Consider the following 24,019-nt stretch of genomic DNA (forward strand, 5'->3'; position numbering starts at 1 on the left):
TTATTTATTTTTTTTATCATTTTTAATGAATGTATCAGTCTTTTTATCGTACCCGTAAGGACAGTGTCTGCAGCCGCTTTTACAGCAATGCCCTCTTTTTAGATGGAATTTTTCTGTAAAAACCTTGTATCCCTGTTCATTATAATAAAAGTCTTCACCTTCTTTGATGTCATAATGGGCCATAAGTTAAATGCAAGTCAAAAAACTTTTTATATTTGTTAGTATGATAATTGTATGCCAAAAGCCATTAAAAAAACTAAAAATTAACGGCATTGCTCTTTTTCCCTTTATCTTCATTAGGAAACCCGAAGATAAGGAAAATAATACACTTATCAATCATGAAAAGATCCACTTACGCCAACAGCTGGAGATGCTGATCATCTTTTTCTACCTCTTCTATGTCATCGAATATTACTATTGGTTTTTTAAACTGAAAGACGGCTATAAAGCCTATATGAGAATCTCATTCGAAAGAGAGGCCTATGCCAATGAAAACAATCTGAATTACCTAGGTGAAAGGAGATTCTGGAGTTTTCGGAAGTATTTGAAAGATAAAAGATAAAAGATAAAAGATAAAAGATGTTATCGTTAAACATCTATTATCCATGCGGATATCAACATCAATAGGGGTGGGCTTTATCCCATCCTTTTGATTAAACGTTAATTATTCATACAGATATCAACATCAATAGAGGTGGGCTTTAGCCCGCCTAATAAATAAAATAAAAATTCATCCGGCTTTAGCCGAAACCTAAACAATATAGCCTCCCTGAAAATGCTTGAAGATCAAGGAAAAACTCATAAGTAATCTTTTATTATTTTTGCATTCATAAACCATGAGTATTTCCAAACACTAAAATGCTATTACAACTCCCTACAGAACCTATTCCTATTCAGGAAATTCAGATTCATAGAAACATAAAACTTTTCATAAAAAGAGAAGATCTTATCCATCCCCAGATTTCAGGTAATAAATACTGGAAACTGTTTTATAATGTCAATCATTATCTGGAAAATAATCCGGAAAAACCTTATATCATTACGTTTGGAGGAGCTTTTTCCAATCATATTGCAGCTGTTTCTGCCGTAGGAAATCTTGCAGGCATTCCCACATTAGGAATTATCAGAGGTGAAGAGTTACAGCATAAGTGGCGGGACAATCCCACTTTATTGTTTGCCAAAAGAAATGGAATGAACCTGAAATTTGTCACCCGCGAAGAATACCGTCACAAAGAAAAACTGACAGAATTCCTGCAGCAGGAGTTTCCGGAAGCCCTGGTAGTTCCGGAAGGAGGAACGAATGAGGAGGCTGTAGAAGGGGTGAAAATGATGCTCAATAAGCAAACAAAAGATTTTGACTATCTTTGCACCGCAGTTGGAACTGGAGGAACCATTGCCGGGATTTCAAAATTTTGTGAAGATAATCAGAAAGTTATAGGATTTAAAGTCGTTGACGATGCTTCACTTGAAAATAAAATATTTGAATTAACTTTGAAACAGAATTTTAATCTAATAGATTCATGTTTTGGAGGTTATGGTAAAATAAGTGATGAAAATATCCGTTTTATCAATGATTTCAAAGAGAAATACGATATTCCTCTGGAACCGATTTATACAGGAAAGATGATGCAGAAAGTTTTTGAACTCATTGAAGAAGGATACTTTCCTGAGAACAGCAGAATATTGTGCTTTCATACTGGTGGCCTACAGGGGATTGAGGGAGCTAATCTGCTTTTGGAAAAACAGAATAGAAATTTAATTATATAAGTAAAATTGAAAAACATGAAAAGACTTTTCCTATCCATAAGCCTTTTAGTTTTATCAAAGTTTTCTGCCCAAAGTTGGGCAACCGAAGATCAGTACATCCAGAAATTTGCTAAATATGCAGTAGAGGAAATGGAAAAGTACAAAATTCCAGCTTCTATTACCCTTGCTCAGGGGCTTCTTGAAACAGGAGGCGGGCAAAGCAGATTGGCACAGGAAGGAAAAAACCACTTCGGAATAAAATGTAAAGAAGATTGGGCAGGTAAAACGATGAAACATACGGACGATGCTCCTAATGAATGTTTCCGTGTATATGATGACCCAAGACAGTCTTATGAAGATCATTCGATCTTTTTATCCACTAGAAAATACTACGCCAATCTTTTCAATCTGGACATGAAGGATTATAGAGCATGGGCTTACGGTTTGAAAAAAGCAGGCTATGCAACCAATCCTCGTTATGCCTCTATCTTAATTACAAAGATTGAAAAGTATAAATTATACGAATACGACAATACCAGTTCTACTGAGGTGTTGTATGCCGTTCTTAAAATGTATCCGGACTTGAAGGACGACAGAACCTTCATGGCACAGCTGGAACCTGGTAAAGCAGTAAAAAAAGCAAAAGATCCGGTTACCGTAGAAGTTCCTTATAAGCAGACTTCTTATGCGCAGCAGCAGAAAAGAGTGGAAAGAATTAAGACAAAAGCGGAAATTCTTAATTCCATTTTGATCAAAAGCCACCCCAATGATGGTCTGAAATACATCGTAATCCCTGAAGATACAGATATTAAATTCATTGCCAATAAATTCAAAGTCAGCGAAAGCCGCCTTATGAAGTGGAATGAGTTAGAAAATGAAACATTGAAGAAAAACGACATCGTGTTTCTTGAATCTAAAAACTCATCAGGAAATACAGCTACTTACAAAGCAATGTCAGGAGAAGATATGCATGACATCGCCCAGAAATTCGGAATCAAATTACATAAATTATATGCTAAAAACAGAATGGATGAAGGACAACAGCCATCTGCTGGGCAGTTGATTTATTTGATAGATAAGAAACCAAGAAATTAATACCCCTTTACTCCCATGAAAATAGTAAATATGACTTCCAAGTATCTTTGGATATTTTTGATGTTGATGTCATGTACAATATTTTCTCAGGAACAGAATTATATTCCTTACAGAAAAGGTGAATTGTGGGGATTATGTGATGCCAGGAAATTTATAGCAGTACAACCACAATATAACAACATAAGCTGGTATGATGATTCTGCGAAAGGTTTTCATGCGGAGCAAAATGGTAAATTTGGAATCATTGACGCCAATTCAATAGCAGTTATGCCATTTATTTCCAATAAACCAATAGCTGTGGATGATGGTAAATTTTTGGTTTTTGATGGATGGGATTACTATTATTATTCCATGATAACAAGAATGAGACTGGAAAAACAAATCCAAATTGAAAGACCTCCGGTTAATGACAGTGGATTTGGAATAAATCCATTATACAGTAAAGATGTAAAAAAAATCGTCTTAAGCTGGGATGATCTTAGTGATGAAGATATTGAAATGTTGTATCCTTATGATAATGATCAATATGACCTGACTTTTAAAAGAGATTTTATTGAAATTGAGGGCGGTGATACATCTATCGGAATTTATATTCCTAAACTTAAGAAGATATTTTTGAATACACCGGAGCTGGCACATATAGGATGGCAGTATTATAGAGGGGTTCCTTATATTTATACGATCAATACCTCTAATTTAATGGGGCTCGTAGATGTATATTCCCGCGAGGTATATCCTAATAAATATCATGAAATTACTTTGATAAATGACTATCAGTTGGTGTATCTTTCAGAACCAGATCCCAATCATCAGAATAATTTAATTTTTAGAACAATTCTTCCCAACAATAAGGTATTAGATGGAAAGTTTGAACCTGCTGTACAGCTTTTGAAAAATGGTAATCCTTTTCAGCTGTATTTTATCATGATCAATGGGAAGAAAAATTATGCAGGAGAAGATGGTACCCTTTACTTTGAGGGTTAAACAATAAAAAATAGAAAATGAAATATCAAAGAAGTTCGGCTTTATTTGATGAAGCCTACAAATACATTCCGGGAGGCGTAAACTCTCCGGTAAGAGCATTCAAATCAGTGGGAGGAGTCCCTGTTTTCATGAAATCAGCAAAAGGTGCTTACCTTACTGATGCCGATGATAATACGTATATCGATTACATCAATTCATGGGGACCTGCCATTTTAGGACACACACATCCAGAAGTTTTGGAAGAATTAAAAATCCAGGCAGAAAAAGGATTCTCTTTTGGTGCTCCTACAGAACTGGAAACTGAAATTGCCAAATTCATCATCGAAAATGTTCCTAATATCGACCAGATCAGAATGGTTTCTTCAGGAACAGAGGCGTGTATGAGCGCCGTAAGACTGGCGAGAGGATATACTAAAAGAGATAAGATCGTAAAATTCGAAGGCTGTTATCATGGTCATTCAGATTCTTTTCTGATTAAAGCAGGAAGTGGTGCGGCTACTTTTGGAAATCCAAACTCTCCAGGCGTAACAGAAGGTACTGCAAAAGATACATTATTGGCGCGTTACAATGATTTTGAACAGGTTGAAGACTTATTCCGTCACAACCAGGGAGAAATTGCCGCTGTAATTATTGAACCGGTTGCCGGAAATATGGGCTGTGTATTACCTGAAAATAATTTCTTACAAAACCTAAGAAAGATCTGTGATGAAAACGGAGCTTTGTTGATTTTTGATGAGGTAATGACCGGATTCAGATTGGCATTCGGTGGTGCACAGGAACTTTTTGATGTAAAAGCAGATTTGGTAACTTATGGTAAAGTAATCGGAGGTGGACTTCCGGTGGGAGCTTTTGCGGGAAGAAACGAAATTATGGATCACCTGGCTCCAAAAGGAGGAGTATATCAGGCCGGAACATTAAGTGGAAACCCATTAGCCATGAGAGCGGGATTAAAAACACTTCAACTGATTAAAAACGATCCTGAATTCTTCAACAGATTAAGCAAAACAACCCAAACTTTAGATCTTGAAATTGGAAAGATCTTAAATGAAAAAGGAATTGCTCATAAGATCAACAGAAAAGGGTCTATGATGTCTGTTTTCTTCCATACCAACAGAGTTTCAAACTTTGATGAGGCACAGGAAGCGAATCATTCATTGTTCAACAATTTCTTCCACCAGATGCTTCAAAATGGAGTGTATCTGCCACCAAGTGGATATGAAACGTACTTTATCAGCGATGCGATCAAAGAAAAAGAAATTGATATGACACTGGAAGCCGTAAGGAAATTTGAATATTCCAATTTATAAATAACAAGAGACTGTCTCAAAAGGCAGTCTCTTTTTTGTCTCTGTAATTAAATCTATTAAGCAAAACCATAACAGAATAAGCACATCCATCGTCCTTCCTTGTTAGCGGCTTCAGCATCGAAGATATAGAGGCCTTTACTTTCTATATACTCTCTTTGGCTCTGTCTGTCTCCTCCGGAAATATCATTAATATAGATGATGATACCATCCTGTTCCATTCCATATAAAGTATTTCCTTTTTCTGTAAGTTCTGCACGGGTTAATCTGGGAGGTAATAACCCATCAATGGTTAAAACGTCCTTTTTTGCAGTAATGTCAAGAGTTGCTTTAGGAGTTGCTGTGTTGATCCCTGTTTGGGCAAATACAATAGAAGTTGCACATATCGAAATAATGCTAATTAATTTTTTCATATTTTTTTCAATGGTAAATTTAAAATCCAGTCTCTTTTTTTATTTATAAGTTGATTAAAGAACAGCGTAACAATATAAGCACATCCATCTTCCTTCTTTGTTGGAAGCTTCCGCATCAAAGATATAAAGCCCCTTACCTTCAATGTATTCTCTTTGGCTTTGTTGATCGCCTCCGGAAGCATCATTGATGTATATTATGGCACCCTCCTGTTCTGTTCCATATAAAGTATTGCCTTTCTCTGTAAGTTCTGCACGGGTTAATCTTGGAGGTAATAAACCTTCAATGGCTAAAGCATCTTTTTTTGCGGTAACATCCAGAGTTGCTTTAGGATTTTCGGTATTAATACCTACTTGGGCAAACGCAATTGATGCCGTACCCATTAAAATCAAACTAATCAATTTTTTCATGTTATTTTTCTTACAAATATAAATTATACAAAAAAAATAAAGTTCATATTGTATTGCATGAAATGTATTAAAGGGTTTGATTTATAGATTGATAATGTGTGTATAAGAAATTATTTTGGAGAGAATATAATTAATAATGTATTATTATAGAGATTTTTATTACAATGGTAAAAAATATAAATGATACAGATTTTGTAATAAACCATACACTGTGTTCAGAACACTTCTTTTTAATTTTGTCATAAATAGATTGGAAATGAAGACTTCAGACAATAATATGTCCCGCAAAGATTTTATCAGAAATTCAGCATTGGCAGTAGCAGGGCTAACTTTAATACCTAATATTATGACAGCATCTCCTTTTTTCGATGAGAAAAATATTTCAGCAAAAGGAAAATTGAGTCTTAAAAATGTTCGTTTAGAAACAGGTTTTGAATATGATGAGGGGGAAGTTTCTGCAACAAAGACAGACCTTTTTTATGTTGAAGTTGAAAACGGAAAGATTTCAAAAATTGTTCCGAACCAACCCAATGCAAAAGCTATAGATGCAAAAGGATTATTGATGCTTCCGGCCTTTAAAGATATGCACATTCATTTGGATAAGACTTTTTATGGGGATAAATGGCAGGCCGTAAGAAAAAGAACTGGTGGCGTAAAGGGAATGATTGAGCTGGAGCAGAAAATGCTTCCCGACATGTTGAAAAATTCAACATTCAAAGCTGAAAAATTGATTGAATTATTGCAATCAAAAGGGACATCTTATGCAAGGAGTCATGTGAATATTGAACCTACTTCAAAACTTCAGTCATTAAAAAATCTACAGAAAGCTTTAGACAATAAAAAGAAAAGCTTTGGAGCCGAATTAGTAGCTTTCCCACAACATGGTGTATTTTATACCGACTCAGTTCCTTATCTGAAGGAGGCTGCGAAAATGGATATAGATTTTATTGGCGGAGTAGATCCCTTTAATGTAGATGGAAATATTGAAAAAGTAATGGATTTTACAGTTCAATTAGCTCTGGATAATAAAAAAGGAATAGATATCCATTTGCATGAAACCGGAGATTCCGGGTTGAAAACAGTAGAGTATCTTATTAAACAAGTGAATGAAAATCCTTCTTTAAAAGGAAAAACTTATCTGAGCCACTGTTTTATACTGGCAAAGCTGGATGAAGCAAAACAAGAAGCTATTGCCGAAAAACTAGCAGAAGCACAAATAGGAATTGTTTCAACCATTCCTTTCGGAAGAATGATTATGCCAATTCCGACTTTATATAAGCATAATGTAACGGTGCTGACAGGAAATGATAGTATTATAGACCATTGGAATACTTTCGGAACCGGAAGTGTCCTTCAGAAAGCCAATTTAATGGCGCAACTGTACGGATATTCAACAGAATTTTTATTATCAAGAAGCTTAAAACTGGCAACAGGAAATATCCTTCCGTTAGATGATAAAGGAACTCAGCAATGGCCTAAAGCAGGCGATAAAGCAGATTTTGTCCTGTTGAATGCAAGCTGTTCTGCTGAAGCAGTATCAAGAATTTCAAATGTGGAATCATTGGTACACCAGGGAAATGTCGTTTTTTAAATAAATATTAATCTAAAATGAAGAAAATATTGGTATTTCTTTTAGCATTCGGAAGTCTGAGTGCCTGTCAGGAGAAATCTGGTGATTTTCCAAACGAAGAGATCATGCAGGAAAAAGACATCATTAATCAGGTAAAGAAAAATAATATTTCTGCCGTAAAATCTGCGCTGGAAAATGGAACAGATGTGAATACCCGAGACCAAAAAGGACGTTCCTTGCTGCTCATTGCAACCATTGAGAAACATGCTGAAATGGCTAAATTATTGGTTTCCTATAAAGCGGATGTCAATCTTCAGGATGATCAGTTAGACAGTTCATTTTTATACGCCGGAGCAAGTGGACAAACGGAATTGGTGAAATTATATTTGGAAAATGGAGCCCGTTTCGATTTGTTCAACCGTTACAATGGAACTGCTTTAATTCCTGCCTGTGAACGCGGACATGTAGAAACTGTGAAAGTTTTGGTGAAAACAAAAGGCTTTCCAATCAATCATGTAAACAAATTAGGATGGACAGCTTTAATGGAAGCGGTAATCCTTGGAAACGGAACTCAAAAATATCAAGAAATTGTACAGATATTGAAGGATAACGGAGCCGATCTTACGATTCCTGATCATGCAGGCAAAACCCCTTTACAACATGCGGAATCATTAGGATTTGATGAAATTGCTTTGATCCTAAAATCATAAAAAATAATATTTACAGATTGTAAAATCAACAGTATTCAATTTTATCGGAGATAAAATCCTTGCGCCTTAAAAACAGCATAACTAGTTAAATCTTCGCGCCGTAGCGATTCAAACATTTACCTTTTAGCATTATTATCTAATTTGTAAAAAGGAATTAAGTTTACAAACTAAAGGTCACATAGATTAGCTACAAATGGATTGTTTAACAGAAGAATATGATTCTTTGCCCTATTTGAGATGATTTAAAGATTTCCAAGACGTATAATTAATAAAATTCAGATATATAATTTAGTTGGTGTTTTAGCCACAAAGGATCCATTTGTTTCTTTTGTGGCTATTTTAATGTTTTCTCTCGTAAATTTTATTAATTTTAAAAGAAATTCAGGTAGGTGAGTTATCATACAGATCATTTTCCCATCTTGGGAATTCAGGAGTTTAGCGAGAACCAGCTTAAAGGCTGTAATTTGCTGTTCAATGAACTCTACGGAGCACGTTCCATTGATGATCCTCATAAACATGACTTTTTTATCATCAATCTTTTTGAGCATGGCGTGGGTTCCCATACCATAGATTTCACAGAATATCAGGTAAAAGATCATCAGATTCATCTTGTTTTTCCCGATCAGGTACATCAATGGGTGATTGAAAAGGAAACAGTAGGCTATCAATTGATGATCAGCAGAGATTGGTTTGAAAGCTTTTTGCCTTCATTAAGGTTTTCAGCTTCTTATTATCAGAATCATCCGGTCATCAACCTTTCTCAGGATGTTTTTAAAACATTTTTATACGAGTTTCAGGCCATTCAAAAAGAATTGAGTGGTGAAAAAGTATTTTGGGAACTGATCCAAAAGAGAAGCGAGCTGATTGGTTTATTGGTGAGTAAAACTGTGGAAGGTGCTTTCAAAGATTTTGAAGTATATCATTCAAATCCGATTATTTCCAAATTTCTGCATCTGATTGATGAGCATTTCAGAACAGAAAGATCAGTGTCTTTTTATGCGGACAAGTTGAATATATCAGCTAATTATCTGAATATTGTCTGTAAAAAGAATCTCAATGCTTCTGCTTCCTCCCTTATTCAGGATCGTATTTTACTGGAAGCGAAGCGTCTTTTGAAAGTCTCGGAAATGTCTGTAAAAGATATTGTATATGATCTTGGGTTCTATGATCATGCCAGTTTTTCGAAATTCTTTAAAATGCAAACGGGAATGACACCTTCTCAATTCAAGGAATAATTTATACAAAACAAGACATAATTGATACACCGGTTTTCGTTTGAAGCTGGTGTAATTTTGTAGGGTTAAAATATTAAATCATGCAATTTCCCTATCAATTAACTGCAAAAGGAAACTATTCCCTTAAAAATGTGCGCCTGGAAACAGGTTTTGAATACGAAAATGAAGAGGTTATCGGAACAAAGACAGGCCTTTTCAGTATAGAAATTGAAGATGGAAAGATTAAATCGGTAAAGACGAACGATCCTTCTTCCAAAGCAATTGATGCTAAAGGATATCTGATGCTTCCTGCTTTCAGGGATATGCATATTCATCTGGATAAAACATGGTATGGCCTTCCTTGGCAGGCACTCTCTTCTAAAAGAAAAACGGTAAAGGATATGATCGCCTATGAACAGGAAATCATTCCTGAGTTGCTAAAAACCTCAGTAGAGAGAGCAGAACAGTTGATCAGCCTTCAACAGCATTACGGAACTCATTTTGCAAGAACCCACTTCAATATTGATCCTACTTCAGGATTAAAATCATTAGAGAATTTAGAACAGGCTCTTCAGAACAAAAAAGATTCCTTTAAAGCAGAATTGGTTGCTTTCCCACAACATGGAGTCTACTATACAGAAACAGCTCCTTTAATGAAAGAAGTTGCAAAACTAAAAAGTGTAGCTTTTATTGGTGGAGTAGATCCGTTAAGTATTGATGGAAGCATCGAAAAAGTAATGGATTTTACAGTTCAGTTAGCACTGGATCATAATAAAGGAATTGATATTCATCTGCATGAAGTAGGAGAATCCGGAATGAAAACCATCAATTATCTTATCGATAAAGCGATTGAAAATCCTGCCCTTCAAGGAAAGACCTTTGTAAGCCATGCATTTGCTTTAGCTCATCTTTCGCCAAAAGAGGCAGAAGAAATCTCAGAAAGACTGGCTGCAGGAAAAGTAGGAATTGCATCTTCTGTACCTTTTAAAAAGACAATCATGCCAATCCCGACAATGAAAAAGCATGGTGTAAACGTTTTGATCGGGAATGATAATGTACAGGATTTCTGGAGTACTTTCGGATCCGGAAGTATGTTACAGAAAGCTAATCTGATTGCAGAACTCTATGGCTATGCCACTGAGTTTGCTCTATCGAGAGCATTACAGTTTGCGACTCAAAGTATTGTTCCTTTGGATGATAAAGGAAAACAACAATGGCCTAAAGCAGGTGATGAGGCCGCAATTGTTTTGGCAGATGCTTCATGTTCAGCAGAAGCCGTTTCCAGAATGTCTAAAATACAAGCCCTGATGCATGACGGGAATCTGTTCTGGAGGAGTTAAATTTTAAGTATATATATTTTTTATACACTTGTTTTTTGTGAATCAGCCATCGGAGATTTTCCGATGGTTGTTTTTATTTATGGATAATATGATGGGAAATTTCAATATTTGCTGGGCTGCATCAATAAGGCTGAGTCTACCTAAACTAATGTTGAATGTTAACCGCCCTTAATATTGAATCTTCCTTAAATCGGTTATTTTAAAGAATCAAGCACAAAAAAAGCCCTCGGAAAAAAAATTCCGAAGGCCTTTTATGAATAAAATCTAACTACTGTATTATTTTATAGATTGAAGTTTGTCCATCCAGCATACCATGTATCATTAATGTCTGCTACAGCACCTTTGTAAGCTACCTTTTGGAACCAGTTACTTACTTTAGTATTGGTGAATTTAGCTCCACCCAATAGTGGTGAACCTGAAGCAGGAGCAAAGTTTGGAGTTGTTCCGGCAGGAGCCCAAGCATTCGTCAATTTTACATCAGTTGTAGCACCTAGGATTGAGTTTCCACCATTATTGAACCAAGTTGTAAGAAGCTCAATTGAATACGTTGTAGGGGTAGAAGGTCCAAATTTCAAAGGAGTTGTATTCCCTGCTAAAACGTTGTTTTCAAAGAATAATCTATTTCCTGTAATATTAAGGTCTGTTGCAGTTCCTTTAGTGGCATCAATAAATAATCCTACAGGATATCCTGTGAATACAGAATTGAATACAGAAATTGAAGAGTTTCTTCTGATCTGTAATGCATTTTGGAATAAAGCATTGATTTGACCTGGAGCAGCAGAATTGATAGGTCCAATTACTGTCATGTTAGAGAATGTAGCAGAGGTCTGAGGTGCAGTAGAAGAACCATTTGCATCATTATCAGATTCGAATGCATTAGATCCTGAAACGTCAGCTACCTGAGAATCTCTTACAGCAATACCAAACTGTACATTACCTGAATAACCATTATCAGTATCGAAATCATCATCAAGACCTTTGTAAGCAATAAGGTGAGAACAGTTTACCGTTCCTCCGAACCACTCGAAACTGTCATCATTAGCGTAAGCAACCTCTACATAGTCTACTAGAGTTCCGTTACCTACACCACCAAATGTGATCCCGTTAATTTCTTTATCTGGTAAGAATGCATATCCTGCATATTCTACTCTTACATATTGTAATACACCACTGTTGTCAGCAGCATTATTTCCTCCGTAAAGTCCAAGACCATCAGCATCATTAATACCTCCTTCCATTTCTCCAACACCGTTTTGCCCTTTAAATGTAGCATTGGTAGGAGCATTTCCTAAGATAACAAGACCAGCCCAGTCACCTCTTTTTGGATTTGGTTTCTCTGAAGTAAAGATAATAGGATTGGTAGCAGTACCTTTTGCCATGATCTTACTTCCTCTAGTAATGATAAGAGCTCCATTTTTATCAGCTTCACCTACGATTTTTGTACCTGGCTCGATTGTTAAAGTCGCTCCTTTAGTTACATATACTAGTCCTCTTAGTTTATAAATTTTATTAGCCTTAAGAGTAAGATCTGATGTGATCTTTCCTGAAAGAATTAGATTTTCAGTATCTCCTCCATTTCCGTTACCGCCATCTTTAATGATGGTAGGGCCATCTTCTTCTATATTTCTACATGCAGTAGTTGACACTAAAGCACTAAGCATTAAAGAATATAAAACGAACTTTTTCATATTGTAAGAATTAAATTATTTTTATTAGATTATTTGAGTGAATTATTAAAAGCTGTACCCTAATGTTAAACTGAAGTTGGTACCTGTTAATCGATCTATAGCAAGAGCATCAGAATTGTCGTACTTCTTGTTGTTATTCAGATCGTGATAGAATTTAGCGCGACGGTTCAGAATATCAGAAACGTTTAGCTTGATCTCTCCTTTTTTATTCCATATTTTCTTAGCTATCTGGAAGTCTAAAAGTGGTCTTGGAGCTTCCCAGATTGGTGGAACCTGATCATTTCCTACATAAAGGATTCTTCTTCCGATCATATTGAATAATACTGTAGAAGACCATCCTGATTTCTCAGCATCATACTGAAGACTTAAGTTGATCGTGTACGGAGACTGCCCCTGCATCGGTCTGTTGATTCTGGTAGCCTCATCTGTAACTTTATTTTTAATATAAGCGAAGTTACCACCTAATGTGAAGTCCTTAAGAGTGCTTACAAAATCCAGTTTTTTTCTGAATTCCAATTCAACTCCATAAGCGTCAGCTTTGTCTACATTCAGGTAGTTGAACGTGTTACTTGTTCCTACCCCAGATTGATTGAAGTATAATTCAATAGGCTTTTTAAAGTTTTTGTAGAAAGCAGCTACGGAAAGGATCTCCCCATTTCTAGGATAGAATTCCCAACGAAGGTCGGCACTTGTAATTTTAGTTCTTTCAATATCTTTGCTGCCAATTACTGTAGCTCCCAAATCAAAATCATAATACGCTAAAGGAGAAACCTCTCTGAACTCAGGTCTTACTACAGTTTGTGAACCGGCAAGACGAATATTCATTTTAGGATTTACTTTGAAAGTTAAGTTAATCGCTGGTAAGAAGTCTGTAACACGAGTGTTTACAAAACGGTCATCACTTCTTTTGGTGCTCCCTACTAATTGGTCAAAGTTTTCAACTCTTAATCCCCAAATAGCTCTTAACCAAGGTGTAAAGTTGTTGTCAAACTGTAAGTATCCTGCATTAAGGATTGTATTGGCAATATATCGGTATTGATTTCCGGCAATTTCATCAAAAGTAAATCTACCGTCTGTTCCAAAGTTATCAGGATTAAAGATGGTCTCAAAAGGTTGAGCAAGTAATCCCTGATTGTATTTTTCAAGTCTTACAGAGAATGGTCTGGAATTGTATATTCTGTCTTTTACCTGGAATAAATACCCTCCTTTGATGGTTTGCTTTTGTCCGAATAAAGTAAATGATTTGGAAACATCACCTCCTGCATTATACAGGTAATCGCTCAATGTAGAATAGAAAACACTTCCTGATTTCTGGGAAAGACCATTAGAGATCAAAGCCAGATAAGGACTTCCTTCCATATTCGTATATTGGTTATACTGCAAACGCTGTAGCAAAGGAATATACTGATCAAGGATCCCGAAGCTTCCGTACCAGTTTACGGTAAGTCCGCCAAGAGCATCTATTTTATGTGTTCCGGTAAGAGTTGAATTATAGAATATCGTTTGTTTGAATCCTATTTCCCTTGCCTGAATATTGGTTCCGTTAATGGGGTCAAATTCAAAATCTTTTCCAGTTCTGAAAGACATGTGGTTCACCGTATTATTGGTGATGATGTTCTTTAAGGATATTTGTTATTGCTGTTAAACTTTAAAGCAAGATTCAACATCCCGCCTAGAATAACATCGTTGGTATACTTTTCTGTATAATAATCAAAGTTTGTATTGGCAATTTCGTCGTTAATAGTGAAGAAACGGTTGTTGGTTACGGTTCTTCTTTTGTTGTTACTATAATTTAAAACTGCAATAACTCCTAAATCTTTTCCAAATACCTTTGTATTGAAACCTCCATCTACCTGTAAGCTTACATTTTCAGGATAGCCCAACGTATTGAAGCCTAAGTTTTTAGTAAATCCTTTTCCAATATCTGTTTTTTGACCTTCATTCAAAATACTGAAGGCATTCTTTGCAGGCATATTGGTAGGTAGTTTTCTGTAACCGTCATCGATTCCCAGGAAATCCCATTTTCCTCCTTTTTGCATAAAGAACTCATGGTTCATGGTAATGTTATTACCTCCCACACCTACTTGTACATTGAAGAAATCTTTATTAGGAATATCTTTAGTATTTACCTGGATCAAACCACCTCCCCATTCACCAGTATACTCAGGAATGAAGGTTTTATTGATAACAAGCGTTTCGATAACGTTAGCAGGGAAAAGATCAAATGAGAAAGTCTTTCTGTCCGGCTCTGTACTGGATAACTGAATACCATTTAGCATGGCTTGGTTATAACGATCAGATAATCCTCTTACAACGATATATTTTCCATCGAATAAACTCACTCCGGAAACTCTTTTCAGAACTTCACCTGTGTTTCTGTCTGGACTTCTTTTAATAGCTTCAACACCGATAACCTGAGAAACTACCCCTGCATTTTTTTGCAATCCGATGGTAGAGGCTATGGTTTCTTTTCTCGCATTAGATTTGATTACAACTCCCTCAATTTCTTTTTCTTTGGCAGTTGGCTTTTCCAGCACAATATCAAGGTGAGTGTTACCATCATTTTTTACAATAACTTCACTGATCTCCTTTTTGTTGTATCCATTAGAACTTACCGTTATTATATAATTGGTACCGGGAGAAAGGTTGATAGAGTAGTATCCTGAAAGGTCAGTGACTACTTCCTTGTCATTTACCTTTACTTTTACCCCCTCTATAGGAGTGTTGTCTTTCTCGTCCAATACCCTACCTTCAAGAATCTGGCTTTGTGCGAAAGCATAGCCAGCAGAAAACAAGGCAAGTAGCACAATGCTCTTGTGGAGTTGTTTTTTCATTATTACTTCTTTTACTTCTTTTTCAAGGGCAAAATAAGGGCTAAGTTTTTAAGAAAACTTTAGGAGAATTTTAATTAATTATGAAATTTATATGAATAGATAATAGGGCTTTCGGGTTATTGATCTTTGTTTTTTTAATCAAATTATATTGTTTGTTTTTTAGAAAATGTTTCGTATATTTGATTTTAATGTATTTATTTATTGGTTTTATTGATGATTTGTTATTTTTATGAAAAGGTTTAGTCTTTTAATAATTAGTTAACATTGGAAAAATAGATGAAATCAATGAAAATAGTTACTTTTGTGGGAATTCTTAAACTAGAAGATGAGCAAAAAAATTCTTTTAATAGACGACGAACTGGACATTTTAGAGATTCTATCTTATAACTTAGAAAAGGAAGGATATGAGATCTATACAGCTACCAATGGTAATGAAGGAATAGAAAAAGCAAAGGAAATTATTCCGGATCTTATTCTATTAGACGTAATGATGCCTGAAAAAGATGGTATTGAAACTTGTCAGGAACTTCGTAAAGTGAAAGAACTCCAAAAAACACTTATTGTTTTTCTTTCCGCAAGAAGCGAAGAATTTTCTCAATTGGCAGGCTTCCAGGCAGGAGCTAACGATTATGTTGTAAAGCTAATCAAACCGAAAATCCTTACCTCTAAAGTAAATGCTTTATTACAGCTAACCTCTCAGGTTTCTGATAATGCCAAATTGATCGAAATCGGAGATCTTGTCATTGATAAAGATAACTTCAGAGTTTCCAAAAGCGGGCAGCAGTTTCTTCTTCCCAAAAAAGAGTTTGATTTACTTTATCTTTTGGCTTCCAACACTGAGAAGGTATTTAAAAGAGAAGAAATTCTTGAAAAAGTTTGGGGAAATGATGTTATTGTAGGAGAAAGAACGATTGATGTTCACATCAGAAGACTAAGAGAGAAATTGGGGATCAATACCATTCAGACTTTAAAAGGGATAGGGTATAAGCTTATCGTTTAATTGCTTAGGAACCTTATCTTTACGTTCAATATTAAAACTTTGTAAAATTGAAATTTTACAGGCTTACGCTCATTGCCTCCTGTCTGTTGACGTTGGTAATGCTTTTTCTGGTGGTCATTTTCGATTCACTAAAAGATATTTATTATGAGACCCCCTTATTTAAGACGGGTCTTTTAATCTGTGTAATTCTTATCTTTATTATCAACTGTGTCGTATTGGAATTGCTTTTCAATTATTACGGAAGAAAGCAGGTGAAAGGACTTTCCGGAATTCTGCCTCAGGAAATGGTTCATAATAACGATGAAAATATTACGATCAAAGAGCTGGGGGAAAGATTCTCAGATCTCAATCAGCAGCAAGCCACCGAAATCGATATGATGAAGGAAATGGAAAGCTACCGTAAAGAATATATCGGTAACGTTTCTCATGAACTTAAAACTCCGTTATTTTCTATCCAAGGGTATGTAGAAACGCTAAGAGACGGTGGAGTGGATAATCTAACGATTCGGGATAAATATCTTGAAAGGATTGATATATCTGTAGAAAGGCTTATTGCCATTGTTACAGACCTTGATATGATCAACAGGCTTGAAGCAGGAGAGATCAATCTTACTGTTTCCAAGTTCGATGTCAATCTTTTAATCAAGGAGATTTTTGATCTGCTTGAATTTGAAGCTGAAAAACACAATACGACATTACAGATTCAGACGCTGAATCCACAGATTTTTGTAGAAGCCGATAAACAAAAAATTTCTCAGGTTTTTATCAACCTTATTTCCAATGCCATTCACTATGCCAATAGACAAGAAGCAAAGGTGATTGTTAAAACCAGTGTTTTAAAAAATAAAGTACTGATTGAAGTTATTGATAACGGAATGGGGATCAAATCCGAAATTCTTCCAAGGATCTTCGAGCGTTTCTATCGTGTAGAAACCAGCAGAAGCAGGAGAGAAGGCGGTTCAGGATTAGGACTTGCCATCGTAAAACATATCCTTGAAGCTCATAACGAAAACATTACCGTAGAAAGTGTTTACCTTGAAGGTACCAAATTTAGTTTTATGCTTGAAAAAAGTAAATAATTCCGGCAAAATGTAAGAAAAAAAAATATTTTAAAAAATCCTGAAATATTTTTTTGTCACATGTCATTTATTATATATTTGCACCAGAGATTTATCATAATTATAAAGGCAAAAAGTAATTTAAGAAACTGATATGGTTTACAAAATCCGCGTAATATTAGATGCGAAAGAGGATATTTTCCGTGATATTGAAGTTAAGGGAAAACAAACGTTATGGAACTTACATTTAGGAATTAAAAGTGCATTCAATCTGCATGGAGACGAGCTTTCTACTTTTAATCTGTTAGAAGAAGACGGAACGATCGTAAAAAGTGTCCCATTGGAAGATATGAGCGATGATGGTGATGGTGAGATTATGTCAGACGTATACATTGATGAAGCTTTTGAAAGTAAAGGCGACAAAGCACAATTCCAATATGGACTTCTTGATCTTTGGGAATTCTTCTGTGAGCTTGTAGAAGTAGTTGATGAAAAGAAAGGGGTGATCTATCCGATTACGGCATATAGATTCGGAAATGTTCCTTTAAAAGCTCCTAGTAAAAATGGGTCAGGAGGATCTAAAAAGAAATCAGCAATGCCTTTGGCAGACGATGAGTTTGGTTTCGATGAAGATTTTGGAGCAAGCGGAAACTTTTCTGATGAAGATGACAGCTACGATGACGACGAAGAAGATGACTACAACGACGACGTCTTTGATGAAGAAGATGACAACGATGACGAAAGATAAGATGTAGATATAGAAATATCGCCCCGGATTTTTAATCCGGGGCTTTTTTATGGAATAAAGTCAAAAGAATTAAGATTGTAAGGAGATAAACGAGATTCATCCTTTTACTGCCTTAAAAAGATGGCAGAAACTTACTGAAATTTTGTGTTAAATTAAAACGATCTATCATCTGTATTATTTTAAAAGTACTTTGGCAATTTTATCATTTAGCCCTCTTCCCTGAAAAACAATCCTTATTTTTGTTAAAAATAGATTAATGAAGAAATTAATTTTATTAGCCGCAATTGGTCTGGGAATTGTTTCCTGTACCACTCAAAAAAATACAAGGAAGATGACAGAATTGCCAAAAGAATGGAAACATACTACAAATATCTACGAAGTAAATATCAGACAATATACTCAGGAAGGAACTTTTAAAGCATTTGCAAAAGAAATGCCCCGCCTGAAAGCTATGGGAGTAAGAACACTTTGGTTTATGCCCATTACTCCAATTGCCCAACAGAATAAAAAAGGAAGTCTGGGGAGTCCTTATGCAGCAGCAGATTATACCTCTATCAATCCTGAATTCGGAACCATGGAGGATTTTAAAGCGATGGTGAATGAAGCACACAGGCTAGGATTCAAAGTGATTATAGATTGGGTCGCTAATCACACTGGCTGGGATCACGTTTGGACAAAAACTCACCCTGAATTTTACCTGAAAGATGCAGATGGAAAATTCCATATAGCCTCAGGAATGGATGATATTATCGAGTTGGATTATAAAAACCAGGAAATGCGCCAGGCAATGATTGATGCTATGAAATTCTGGGTAACAGAAACGGATATCGATGGTTTCAGATGTGATTTGGCTTCATGGGTAGAAGTAGATTTCTGGCAACAGGCACGTCCTGAAGTAGAGAAAGTAAAGCCACTTTTCTGGTTAGGAGAATTTGATGAATTGGAAAGCCCGGAATATGGAAAAGTTTTCGATGCCAGTTATTCATGGAAATGGATGCATAAATCTGCCGATTATTACAAAAAGAATGAGCCGCTTCAGGAATTGAAAGATCTATTGGTGCAGTATTCTAATATTGGAGATAATTCAATGAGAGCCTGGTTTACCGCTAATCATGATGAGAACTCATGGAATGGAACAGAATATGAAAAGTATGCCGTGATTGCAAAACCTATGGCCGTATTTTCAGCCACATGGAATGGGGTTCCCTTATTGTATTCCGGTCAGGAATTGCCTAATATGAAGAGACTCGAGTTCTTCGAGAAAGATCCGATCAAATGGACGAAAACGTATCAGGTAGCCGATTTCTATAAAATATTATTGGATCTAAAGGCGTTCAATCCGGCTTTAAGAGGTGGTGATCCGAATGTGACCACTTATTTATTGAACACAACTGCCAATGACAAGATTTTAGCATATGTAAGAAAAAATGGAAAAGATGAAGTGCTGGTTGTTTTAAATATGTCAAAAGAACCCGTAAACTTTACCATTGAAGATGGAAATATATCAGGAACATTCAAAAACGTATTCGAAAAAACAAGAAGAAATTTTGATGAAGGAAAAGATTTTAATTTTAAAGTTTCAGATTATGCTGTATTTGAAAAATAGAACTGAATCTCCAAAAATTCAATATTTTTAGCCATTATTTTTTTAACGGTATAACATTCCCCACCTTTGGAGGGTATCAAAATCGATGATTTTGACAGGATGGTCTTATCCATCCACAACATAAATATTCCAGCATTACAATGAACAAGCAAGAGATTATAAACACCATTAAAGCTAAAATAACAGATAAAATCCAGTATTTCGAAAACCTGATCGCTGAAACCCGTGCTTCCAATAATGATACGAAAAGCTCAATGGGAGATAAATACGAAACGGGTAGGGAAATGCTTCAGCAGGAAATCAATAATCTGCAAAGACAGCTTAACGAAGTGTTGAATCAGCAGGCAGTTCTACAAAAGATTAGTTCAGACCTTTCTGAGAAAGTTCAAAATGGAGCTTTAGTAAAAACCAATAAAGGATTGTTTTATGTTTCAGCTTCGATGGGAGAAATTCTATTTGAAAATCAGAAAATTATGACTGTATCAACAGAATCCCCTTTAGTGAAAGCTATGTTTGGCAAGAAAATGGGAGAGACTTTTACCATTAACAATATCAATCAGAATATTGAACATATCTGGTAAATCAATCTTTAATAGTATGAAATTTAAAAATTTACTTTTCCTGGCCTTTCTATTAGGCAGTTTGATGATCAATGCACAAGTTCGTGCTACAGTTTCATCAAAAACGTATGATCTGACATCTGTAAAGCTTACAGTGGACGGTTTTGTATTCACCCTTGATGGAGATGGTGTAATTACTGATTTTAATGCTCCCGGTTTGAATGGTAAGCTTGAATACTATGATAATCAGGTCTTTGATCAGGTTAAATATGGAAAACTTAAAAGCATTGGTAATGTTAAGATAGATTATTGGGATGATTCTGCATTTACAAAAGAAAAAGCAGGAAAACTAAAAAGCTTAGGAAATATTGCTGTAGATTATTGGGAAGACTCAGCTTTTACGAAAGAAAAAGGAGGAAAAGTGAAGAAAATTGGAAACCTTACTATCGATTATTGGCCAAATGATGTTATTGATAACAGCAGAATGGGAAAACTGAAAACGATAGGTAATATTTCCATAGATTACGGAACTAAAGATATCATTGATCAAAGTAAGTTTCAGAAACTTACAAAGTTTGGCCCTGTGAAGCTGGAATATTCTGATGATAAATTCACGGATACAAAGAGATACGGACAGTTGAAATCAATAAGTGGAAATAGTGAAGAAATTAGTGTTTCTATATTGTAGTTCTATTGAATCCTAAAGACCTGTGCATATTGAATATAAACTTGTTTAATAGGAAAAAAATATACTTCTTATAAAAAGCATCCATGAACTGGGTGCTTTTTTTGATGCTTTTTTTTTACTAAATTTGAACCCATAAATTCCTTTTCAAAATGCAAAACTACCTGGATCTTTTACAACATATTTTAGACAACGGAACTGATAAAACCGATAGAACCGGTACCGGAACCAGAAGTGTATTTGGCTACCAGCTAAGATATGACCTGTCCAAAGGATTTCCATTGGTAACCACAAAAAAAGTGCATTTGAAATCCATTATTTATGAACTACTTTGGTTTCTGAAAGGAGATACCAATATCAAATACCTTAAAGATAACGGAGTAAGCATTTGGGATGAATGGGCAGATGAAAATGGTGATTTAGGGCCTGTTTACGGAGCACAATGGAGAAGCTGGCACGGAGCAGACGGAAAAGTAGTAGATCAGATCACGGAAGTTATTGATCAGATCAAAAAAAATCCGGATTCCAGAAGACTGATTGTTTCTGCATGGAATGTAGCTGAAATCCCAAATATGGCATTGGCACCTTGTCATGCATTATTTCAGTTTTATGTAGCAGATGGAAAATTATCGCTGCAGCTTTATCAGAGAAGTGCAGACGTTTTCCTTGGGGTACCTTTCAATATTGCAAGTTATGCTCTATTATTGATGATGGTTGCACAGGTTTGTGATCTTGAAGTAGGAGATTATGTACATAGCTTTGGAGATGTTCATATTTATAATAACCATTTTGAGCAGGTAAACAGACAGCTTTCAAGGGAAACAAGATCTCTTCCAACGATGAAGCTGAATCCAGAAGTTAAAAACATATTTGATTTTGACTTTGAAGACTTTACTTTAGAAAACTATGATCCACATCCGGGGATTAAAGCTCCTGTAGCGATTTAATATCACAACAGATTTTTTTATTATCTTTTGTAATTGGCGGAATTCTATTATTTTTGAAGCTTGTGATCATCTAGCGATCACCACAAATTTTGAAAAAATAGTATGAAAAAAAAATTAAGCAATAGTTATTTGATATTTTTAAATATCTTAATAATTATTTATAACCTTTATATATGGTTGTCCATTTTTATAGAAAAAGTAGTTGTAACGGACGACTTAAAGGAGGCTTATAGTTCAAAATATATCTCGAAACCCTATTTCAGTTATATTTACTCCTATCTGGATTCTTCCAATATGGCAGCAAGACCGGTATCAGGATTTGTAACAGGAACTTTGGTTTTTCTTTCACAATATAATTCCTCCATTTACCTTTTAGGAACTCTATTTTTTCCACTCTCTTTAATTGCTGTTTATTGGGTAACGCAAAAAATTCTGTCAAAAGAATTGGCAAGTTTGATTACTTTATTGTATTCATGTTCCCTGATCGGTACAAGTATTCAGTTCTCTCCGATCATGCTGAATTCAAACCTGGCCACTATATTCTTTTCTTTGAGTATTTATTATATATATATTCGTAAAAATCTGATAATCAGTTCTGTTTTTTTTATATTGTCAATACTCAGCTATGAAATTTTTCTGCCACTTATTCTTTTACATTTATTTTTAATCAAAGAAAACAAAAAACGAATTGTATTCCTGTTGTTAACCCTTGGAATGATTGTTCTTTTCCGAAAAGTGATACAACCCATGATATTTTCTCATTCTTATCAAAGAGATGAGGTAGGTAAGATCTTTGAACTGCAAAGAGTAATGAAGGTTACAATTTTAACGGCAAAATTGTTTTTCAAAGACGTTTTTGTGGGGATTTATAAAGGAATATTACATCTTAAAAATCTTCACATCATAGAATTACTGTTAGCTTTAATCATGTCTTCTGTTGTATATAAGGTATTTTCCCGTTATGATTTTAAAAATATATTGAAAGACATTAAGAACTTAGGTTTAATCTCTCTGATTTCATTAGGGCTTGCTGTAAGTGTTTTTTATGTTTCCTCTTATATTCCTACCCTTTTTGGATTTGATAACCGTAGTCTTGGAGCGATAAGATTGTTTTATACATTCTTTCTCATCTCGGGAATCATTTATCTATGCTTTAAACTGAAGCTGGGAAATAAAATGGTAAGTGCTCTTTTTGCAGTAATTACTTTTCTTCTTATTACAACCAATATAAGTGTGAAAAATGCCTGGATCTATGCCAGTCAGTTTAATCATGAAATGTTTAATCAGCTGAGCATTGCTCTTAAAGCAGATCATATTGAAAGTGGAGTCGTCTGTTTAAATATGATATGTTCAATGAGTTGAAGACGAATCCACACTTTATTTTGAGAGAACCTATTTTTTATAACAATTGGGAAGGTCGTATGTTGTCTGAAATGAATGGCATTGATGCAAAAAAAATACATGTTTATAATGCAGAAAGACAAACGAAATGTGAGATGGTATTTTTATATCAAAACGGAAAAATAATCAGAGAGAGATAATGTTGGAGGAGGGAAGCCTGAGGCTGGAAGCTATTATTGTCAGAAAGTCACTCTCGTTTTATGATTATTGCTTGTGCATTATTATCCTGAATGATGCATCGTAAAATGAGGATCTCATCTATTGGTGTTTATATTATTCTTTGATATATCTTAGAAAACCTGCAGGGAGTCTCCGGTTGGATAGTAACCTCCATCCTCCTGCTTCCATCTTCCAGCCTTTCCCCCTAAAAATGTTCGTTAAAAAAGTGCTAACAGGCTCATTCTTTCTAAAATAAGTTTTAAATTTGAAAGAACTTGAGGTTAACCCCTTTAACAAAAGGGGAATCTATAAATCCAATTACAAAATCATGAAGTATTTAAAAATAAATATTGAAGAAAATGCCGATCCTGAAGTATTAAAAAATATTGTACTTCAGTTAAAAGGTGTGGCTTCAGCAGAAATTATTGACGATGAAAACCCGCAAAGTGAACTGAAAAAAGCTTTTGCTAAAACAAAAGAGCAGCTGAAAACAGGGGATTACGAAACTTTAGTGAATGATATTTTCGACATCATAATAAAAAAATAACT

General features: G+C 35.1%; 24 protein-coding genes. 18 read left to right on the forward strand and 6 right to left on the reverse strand.

Translation table 11 applies throughout. The features are described from left to right. On the reverse strand, positions 1-183 hold the full coding sequence (locus QWZ06_RS06155) for a C1orf53 family protein (RefSeq protein WP_034745671.1): 183 nt from the start codon (positions 181-183) through the stop codon (positions 1-3). A gap of 40 nt (positions 184-223) precedes the next feature. On the opposite strand from QWZ06_RS06155, the gene QWZ06_RS06160 reads away from it, so the two are divergent. The 5 genes from QWZ06_RS06160 to hemL all read left to right on the forward strand — a co-directional run bounded on the left by QWZ06_RS06160 (position 224) and on the right by hemL (position 5,132). Next, positions 224-562, forward strand: coding sequence for a hypothetical protein (locus tag QWZ06_RS06160; RefSeq protein WP_290296495.1), 339 nt, complete (start codon positions 224-226; stop codon positions 560-562). A gap of 296 nt (positions 563-858) precedes the next feature. Beyond that, the gene (locus QWZ06_RS06165; protein WP_290296498.1) at positions 859-1,767 is read left to right on the forward strand and encodes a 1-aminocyclopropane-1-carboxylate deaminase/D-cysteine desulfhydrase; all 909 of its coding nucleotides are present in this window, start codon (positions 859-861) and stop codon (positions 1,765-1,767) included. Between the two features lie 15 nt (positions 1,768-1,782). Next, the gene (locus QWZ06_RS06170) at positions 1,783-2,841 is read left to right on the forward strand and encodes a glucosaminidase domain-containing protein (RefSeq protein ID WP_290296500.1); all 1,059 of its coding nucleotides are present in this window, start codon (positions 1,783-1,785) and stop codon (positions 2,839-2,841) included. Between the two features lie 30 nt (positions 2,842-2,871). Continuing rightward, on the forward strand, positions 2,872-3,825 hold the full coding sequence (locus QWZ06_RS06175; protein ID WP_290296502.1) for a hypothetical protein: 954 nt from the start codon (positions 2,872-2,874) through the stop codon (positions 3,823-3,825). 17 nt (positions 3,826-3,842) lie between these two features. Beyond that, positions 3,843-5,132 (forward strand): glutamate-1-semialdehyde 2,1-aminomutase, encoded by a 1,290-nt coding sequence (gene hemL / locus QWZ06_RS06180; protein ID WP_290296504.1) that lies wholly within the window; start codon positions 3,843-3,845, stop codon positions 5,130-5,132. A 56-nt stretch (positions 5,133-5,188) separates the two neighbouring features. On the opposite strand, the gene QWZ06_RS06185 is transcribed toward hemL, so the two are convergent. Together QWZ06_RS06185 and QWZ06_RS06190 are read right to left on the reverse strand one after the other, a co-directional pair. Next, entirely contained in the window at positions 5,189-5,542 is a 354-nt protein-coding gene (locus QWZ06_RS06185; RefSeq protein WP_290296505.1) for a phage tail-like protein, read from the reverse strand. A 54-nt stretch (positions 5,543-5,596) separates the two neighbouring features. Then, the gene (locus QWZ06_RS06190; RefSeq protein ID WP_290296507.1) at positions 5,597-5,950 is read right to left on the reverse strand and encodes a phage tail-like protein; all 354 of its coding nucleotides are present in this window, start codon (positions 5,948-5,950) and stop codon (positions 5,597-5,599) included. Between the two features lie 256 nt (positions 5,951-6,206). Here QWZ06_RS06190 and QWZ06_RS06195 point away from each other — a divergent pair, with 256 nt between their 5' ends. From QWZ06_RS06195 to QWZ06_RS06210, 4 genes are all read left to right on the forward strand, one after another. Next, positions 6,207-7,541, forward strand: coding sequence for an amidohydrolase (locus QWZ06_RS06195; RefSeq protein ID WP_290296509.1), 1,335 nt, complete (start codon positions 6,207-6,209; stop codon positions 7,539-7,541). Between the two features lie 17 nt (positions 7,542-7,558). Further along, a complete protein-coding gene (locus tag QWZ06_RS06200) occupies positions 7,559-8,230 on the forward strand; it encodes an ankyrin repeat domain-containing protein (protein WP_290296510.1) in 672 nt (223 codons plus the stop codon). Between the two features lie 389 nt (positions 8,231-8,619). Further along, positions 8,620-9,465: a helix-turn-helix domain-containing protein gene (locus QWZ06_RS06205; RefSeq protein ID WP_290296512.1), complete on the forward strand. Its 846-nt coding sequence runs from the start codon at positions 8,620-8,622 to the stop codon at positions 9,463-9,465. 80 nt (positions 9,466-9,545) lie between these two features. Next, positions 9,546-10,784 (forward strand): amidohydrolase, encoded by a 1,239-nt coding sequence (locus QWZ06_RS06210; RefSeq protein ID WP_290296514.1) that lies wholly within the window; start codon positions 9,546-9,548, stop codon positions 10,782-10,784. Positions 10,785-11,065: 281 nt separating this feature from the next. Here QWZ06_RS06210 and QWZ06_RS06215 read toward each other — a convergent pair whose 3' ends face one another. From QWZ06_RS06215 to QWZ06_RS06225, 3 genes are read right to left on the reverse strand one after another with little or no spacing between them, the layout of a single operon-like run. Continuing rightward, complete coding sequence (locus QWZ06_RS06215) at positions 11,066-12,472, reverse strand: beta-helix domain-containing protein (protein ID WP_290296516.1); 1,407 nt, start codon at positions 12,470-12,472, stop codon at positions 11,066-11,068. A 45-nt stretch (positions 12,473-12,517) separates the two neighbouring features. After that, the gene (locus QWZ06_RS06220) at positions 12,518-14,068 is read right to left on the reverse strand and encodes a TonB-dependent receptor domain-containing protein (protein WP_290296518.1); all 1,551 of its coding nucleotides are present in this window, start codon (positions 14,066-14,068) and stop codon (positions 12,518-12,520) included. Between the two features lie 23 nt (positions 14,069-14,091). Continuing rightward, positions 14,092-15,306, reverse strand: coding sequence for a carboxypeptidase regulatory-like domain-containing protein (locus QWZ06_RS06225; RefSeq protein ID WP_290296521.1), 1,215 nt, complete (start codon positions 15,304-15,306; stop codon positions 14,092-14,094). A gap of 325 nt (positions 15,307-15,631) precedes the next feature. Here QWZ06_RS06225 and QWZ06_RS06230 point away from each other — a divergent pair, with 325 nt between their 5' ends. The 9 genes from QWZ06_RS06230 to QWZ06_RS06270 all read left to right on the forward strand — a co-directional run bounded on the left by QWZ06_RS06230 (position 15,632) and on the right by QWZ06_RS06270 (position 24,017). Further along, the gene (locus QWZ06_RS06230; RefSeq protein ID WP_160136578.1) at positions 15,632-16,306 is read left to right on the forward strand and encodes a response regulator; all 675 of its coding nucleotides are present in this window, start codon (positions 15,632-15,634) and stop codon (positions 16,304-16,306) included. Positions 16,307-16,353: 47 nt separating this feature from the next. Continuing rightward, the gene (locus tag QWZ06_RS06235; RefSeq protein ID WP_290296524.1) at positions 16,354-17,385 is read left to right on the forward strand and encodes a sensor histidine kinase; all 1,032 of its coding nucleotides are present in this window, start codon (positions 16,354-16,356) and stop codon (positions 17,383-17,385) included. 133 nt (positions 17,386-17,518) lie between these two features. After that, positions 17,519-18,112, forward strand: a complete 594-nt coding sequence (locus QWZ06_RS06240; protein WP_290296526.1) for an IS1096 element passenger TnpR family protein — start codon at positions 17,519-17,521, stop codon at positions 18,110-18,112. Between the two features lie 256 nt (positions 18,113-18,368). After that, entirely contained in the window at positions 18,369-19,718 is a 1,350-nt protein-coding gene (locus tag QWZ06_RS06245) for an alpha-amylase family glycosyl hydrolase (RefSeq protein WP_290296528.1), read from the forward strand. A 140-nt stretch (positions 19,719-19,858) separates the two neighbouring features. Beyond that, positions 19,859-20,299: a hypothetical protein gene (locus QWZ06_RS06250; protein WP_290296530.1), complete on the forward strand. Its 441-nt coding sequence runs from the start codon at positions 19,859-19,861 to the stop codon at positions 20,297-20,299. Positions 20,300-20,315: 16 nt separating this feature from the next. After that, a complete protein-coding gene (locus QWZ06_RS06255; RefSeq protein WP_290296532.1) occupies positions 20,316-20,966 on the forward strand; it encodes a hypothetical protein in 651 nt (216 codons plus the stop codon). 149 nt (positions 20,967-21,115) lie between these two features. After that, positions 21,116-21,910 carry a thymidylate synthase gene (locus QWZ06_RS06260; protein WP_290296533.1) on the forward strand — a complete coding sequence of 265 codons (795 nt, stop codon included), beginning with the start codon at positions 21,116-21,118 and terminating at the stop codon, positions 21,908-21,910. A gap of 102 nt (positions 21,911-22,012) precedes the next feature. Further along, positions 22,013-23,272 (forward strand): hypothetical protein, encoded by a 1,260-nt coding sequence (locus QWZ06_RS06265; protein ID WP_290296535.1) that lies wholly within the window; start codon positions 22,013-22,015, stop codon positions 23,270-23,272. Positions 23,273-23,798: 526 nt separating this feature from the next. Next, positions 23,799-24,017 (forward strand): hypothetical protein, encoded by a 219-nt coding sequence (locus QWZ06_RS06270; RefSeq protein ID WP_290296538.1) that lies wholly within the window; start codon positions 23,799-23,801, stop codon positions 24,015-24,017. The last annotated feature ends 2 nt before the right edge of the window (positions 24,018-24,019 follow it).

This window comes from Chryseobacterium tructae (assembly GCF_030409875.1).
Taxonomy (GTDB): domain Bacteria; phylum Bacteroidota; class Bacteroidia; order Flavobacteriales; family Weeksellaceae; genus Chryseobacterium; species Chryseobacterium tructae.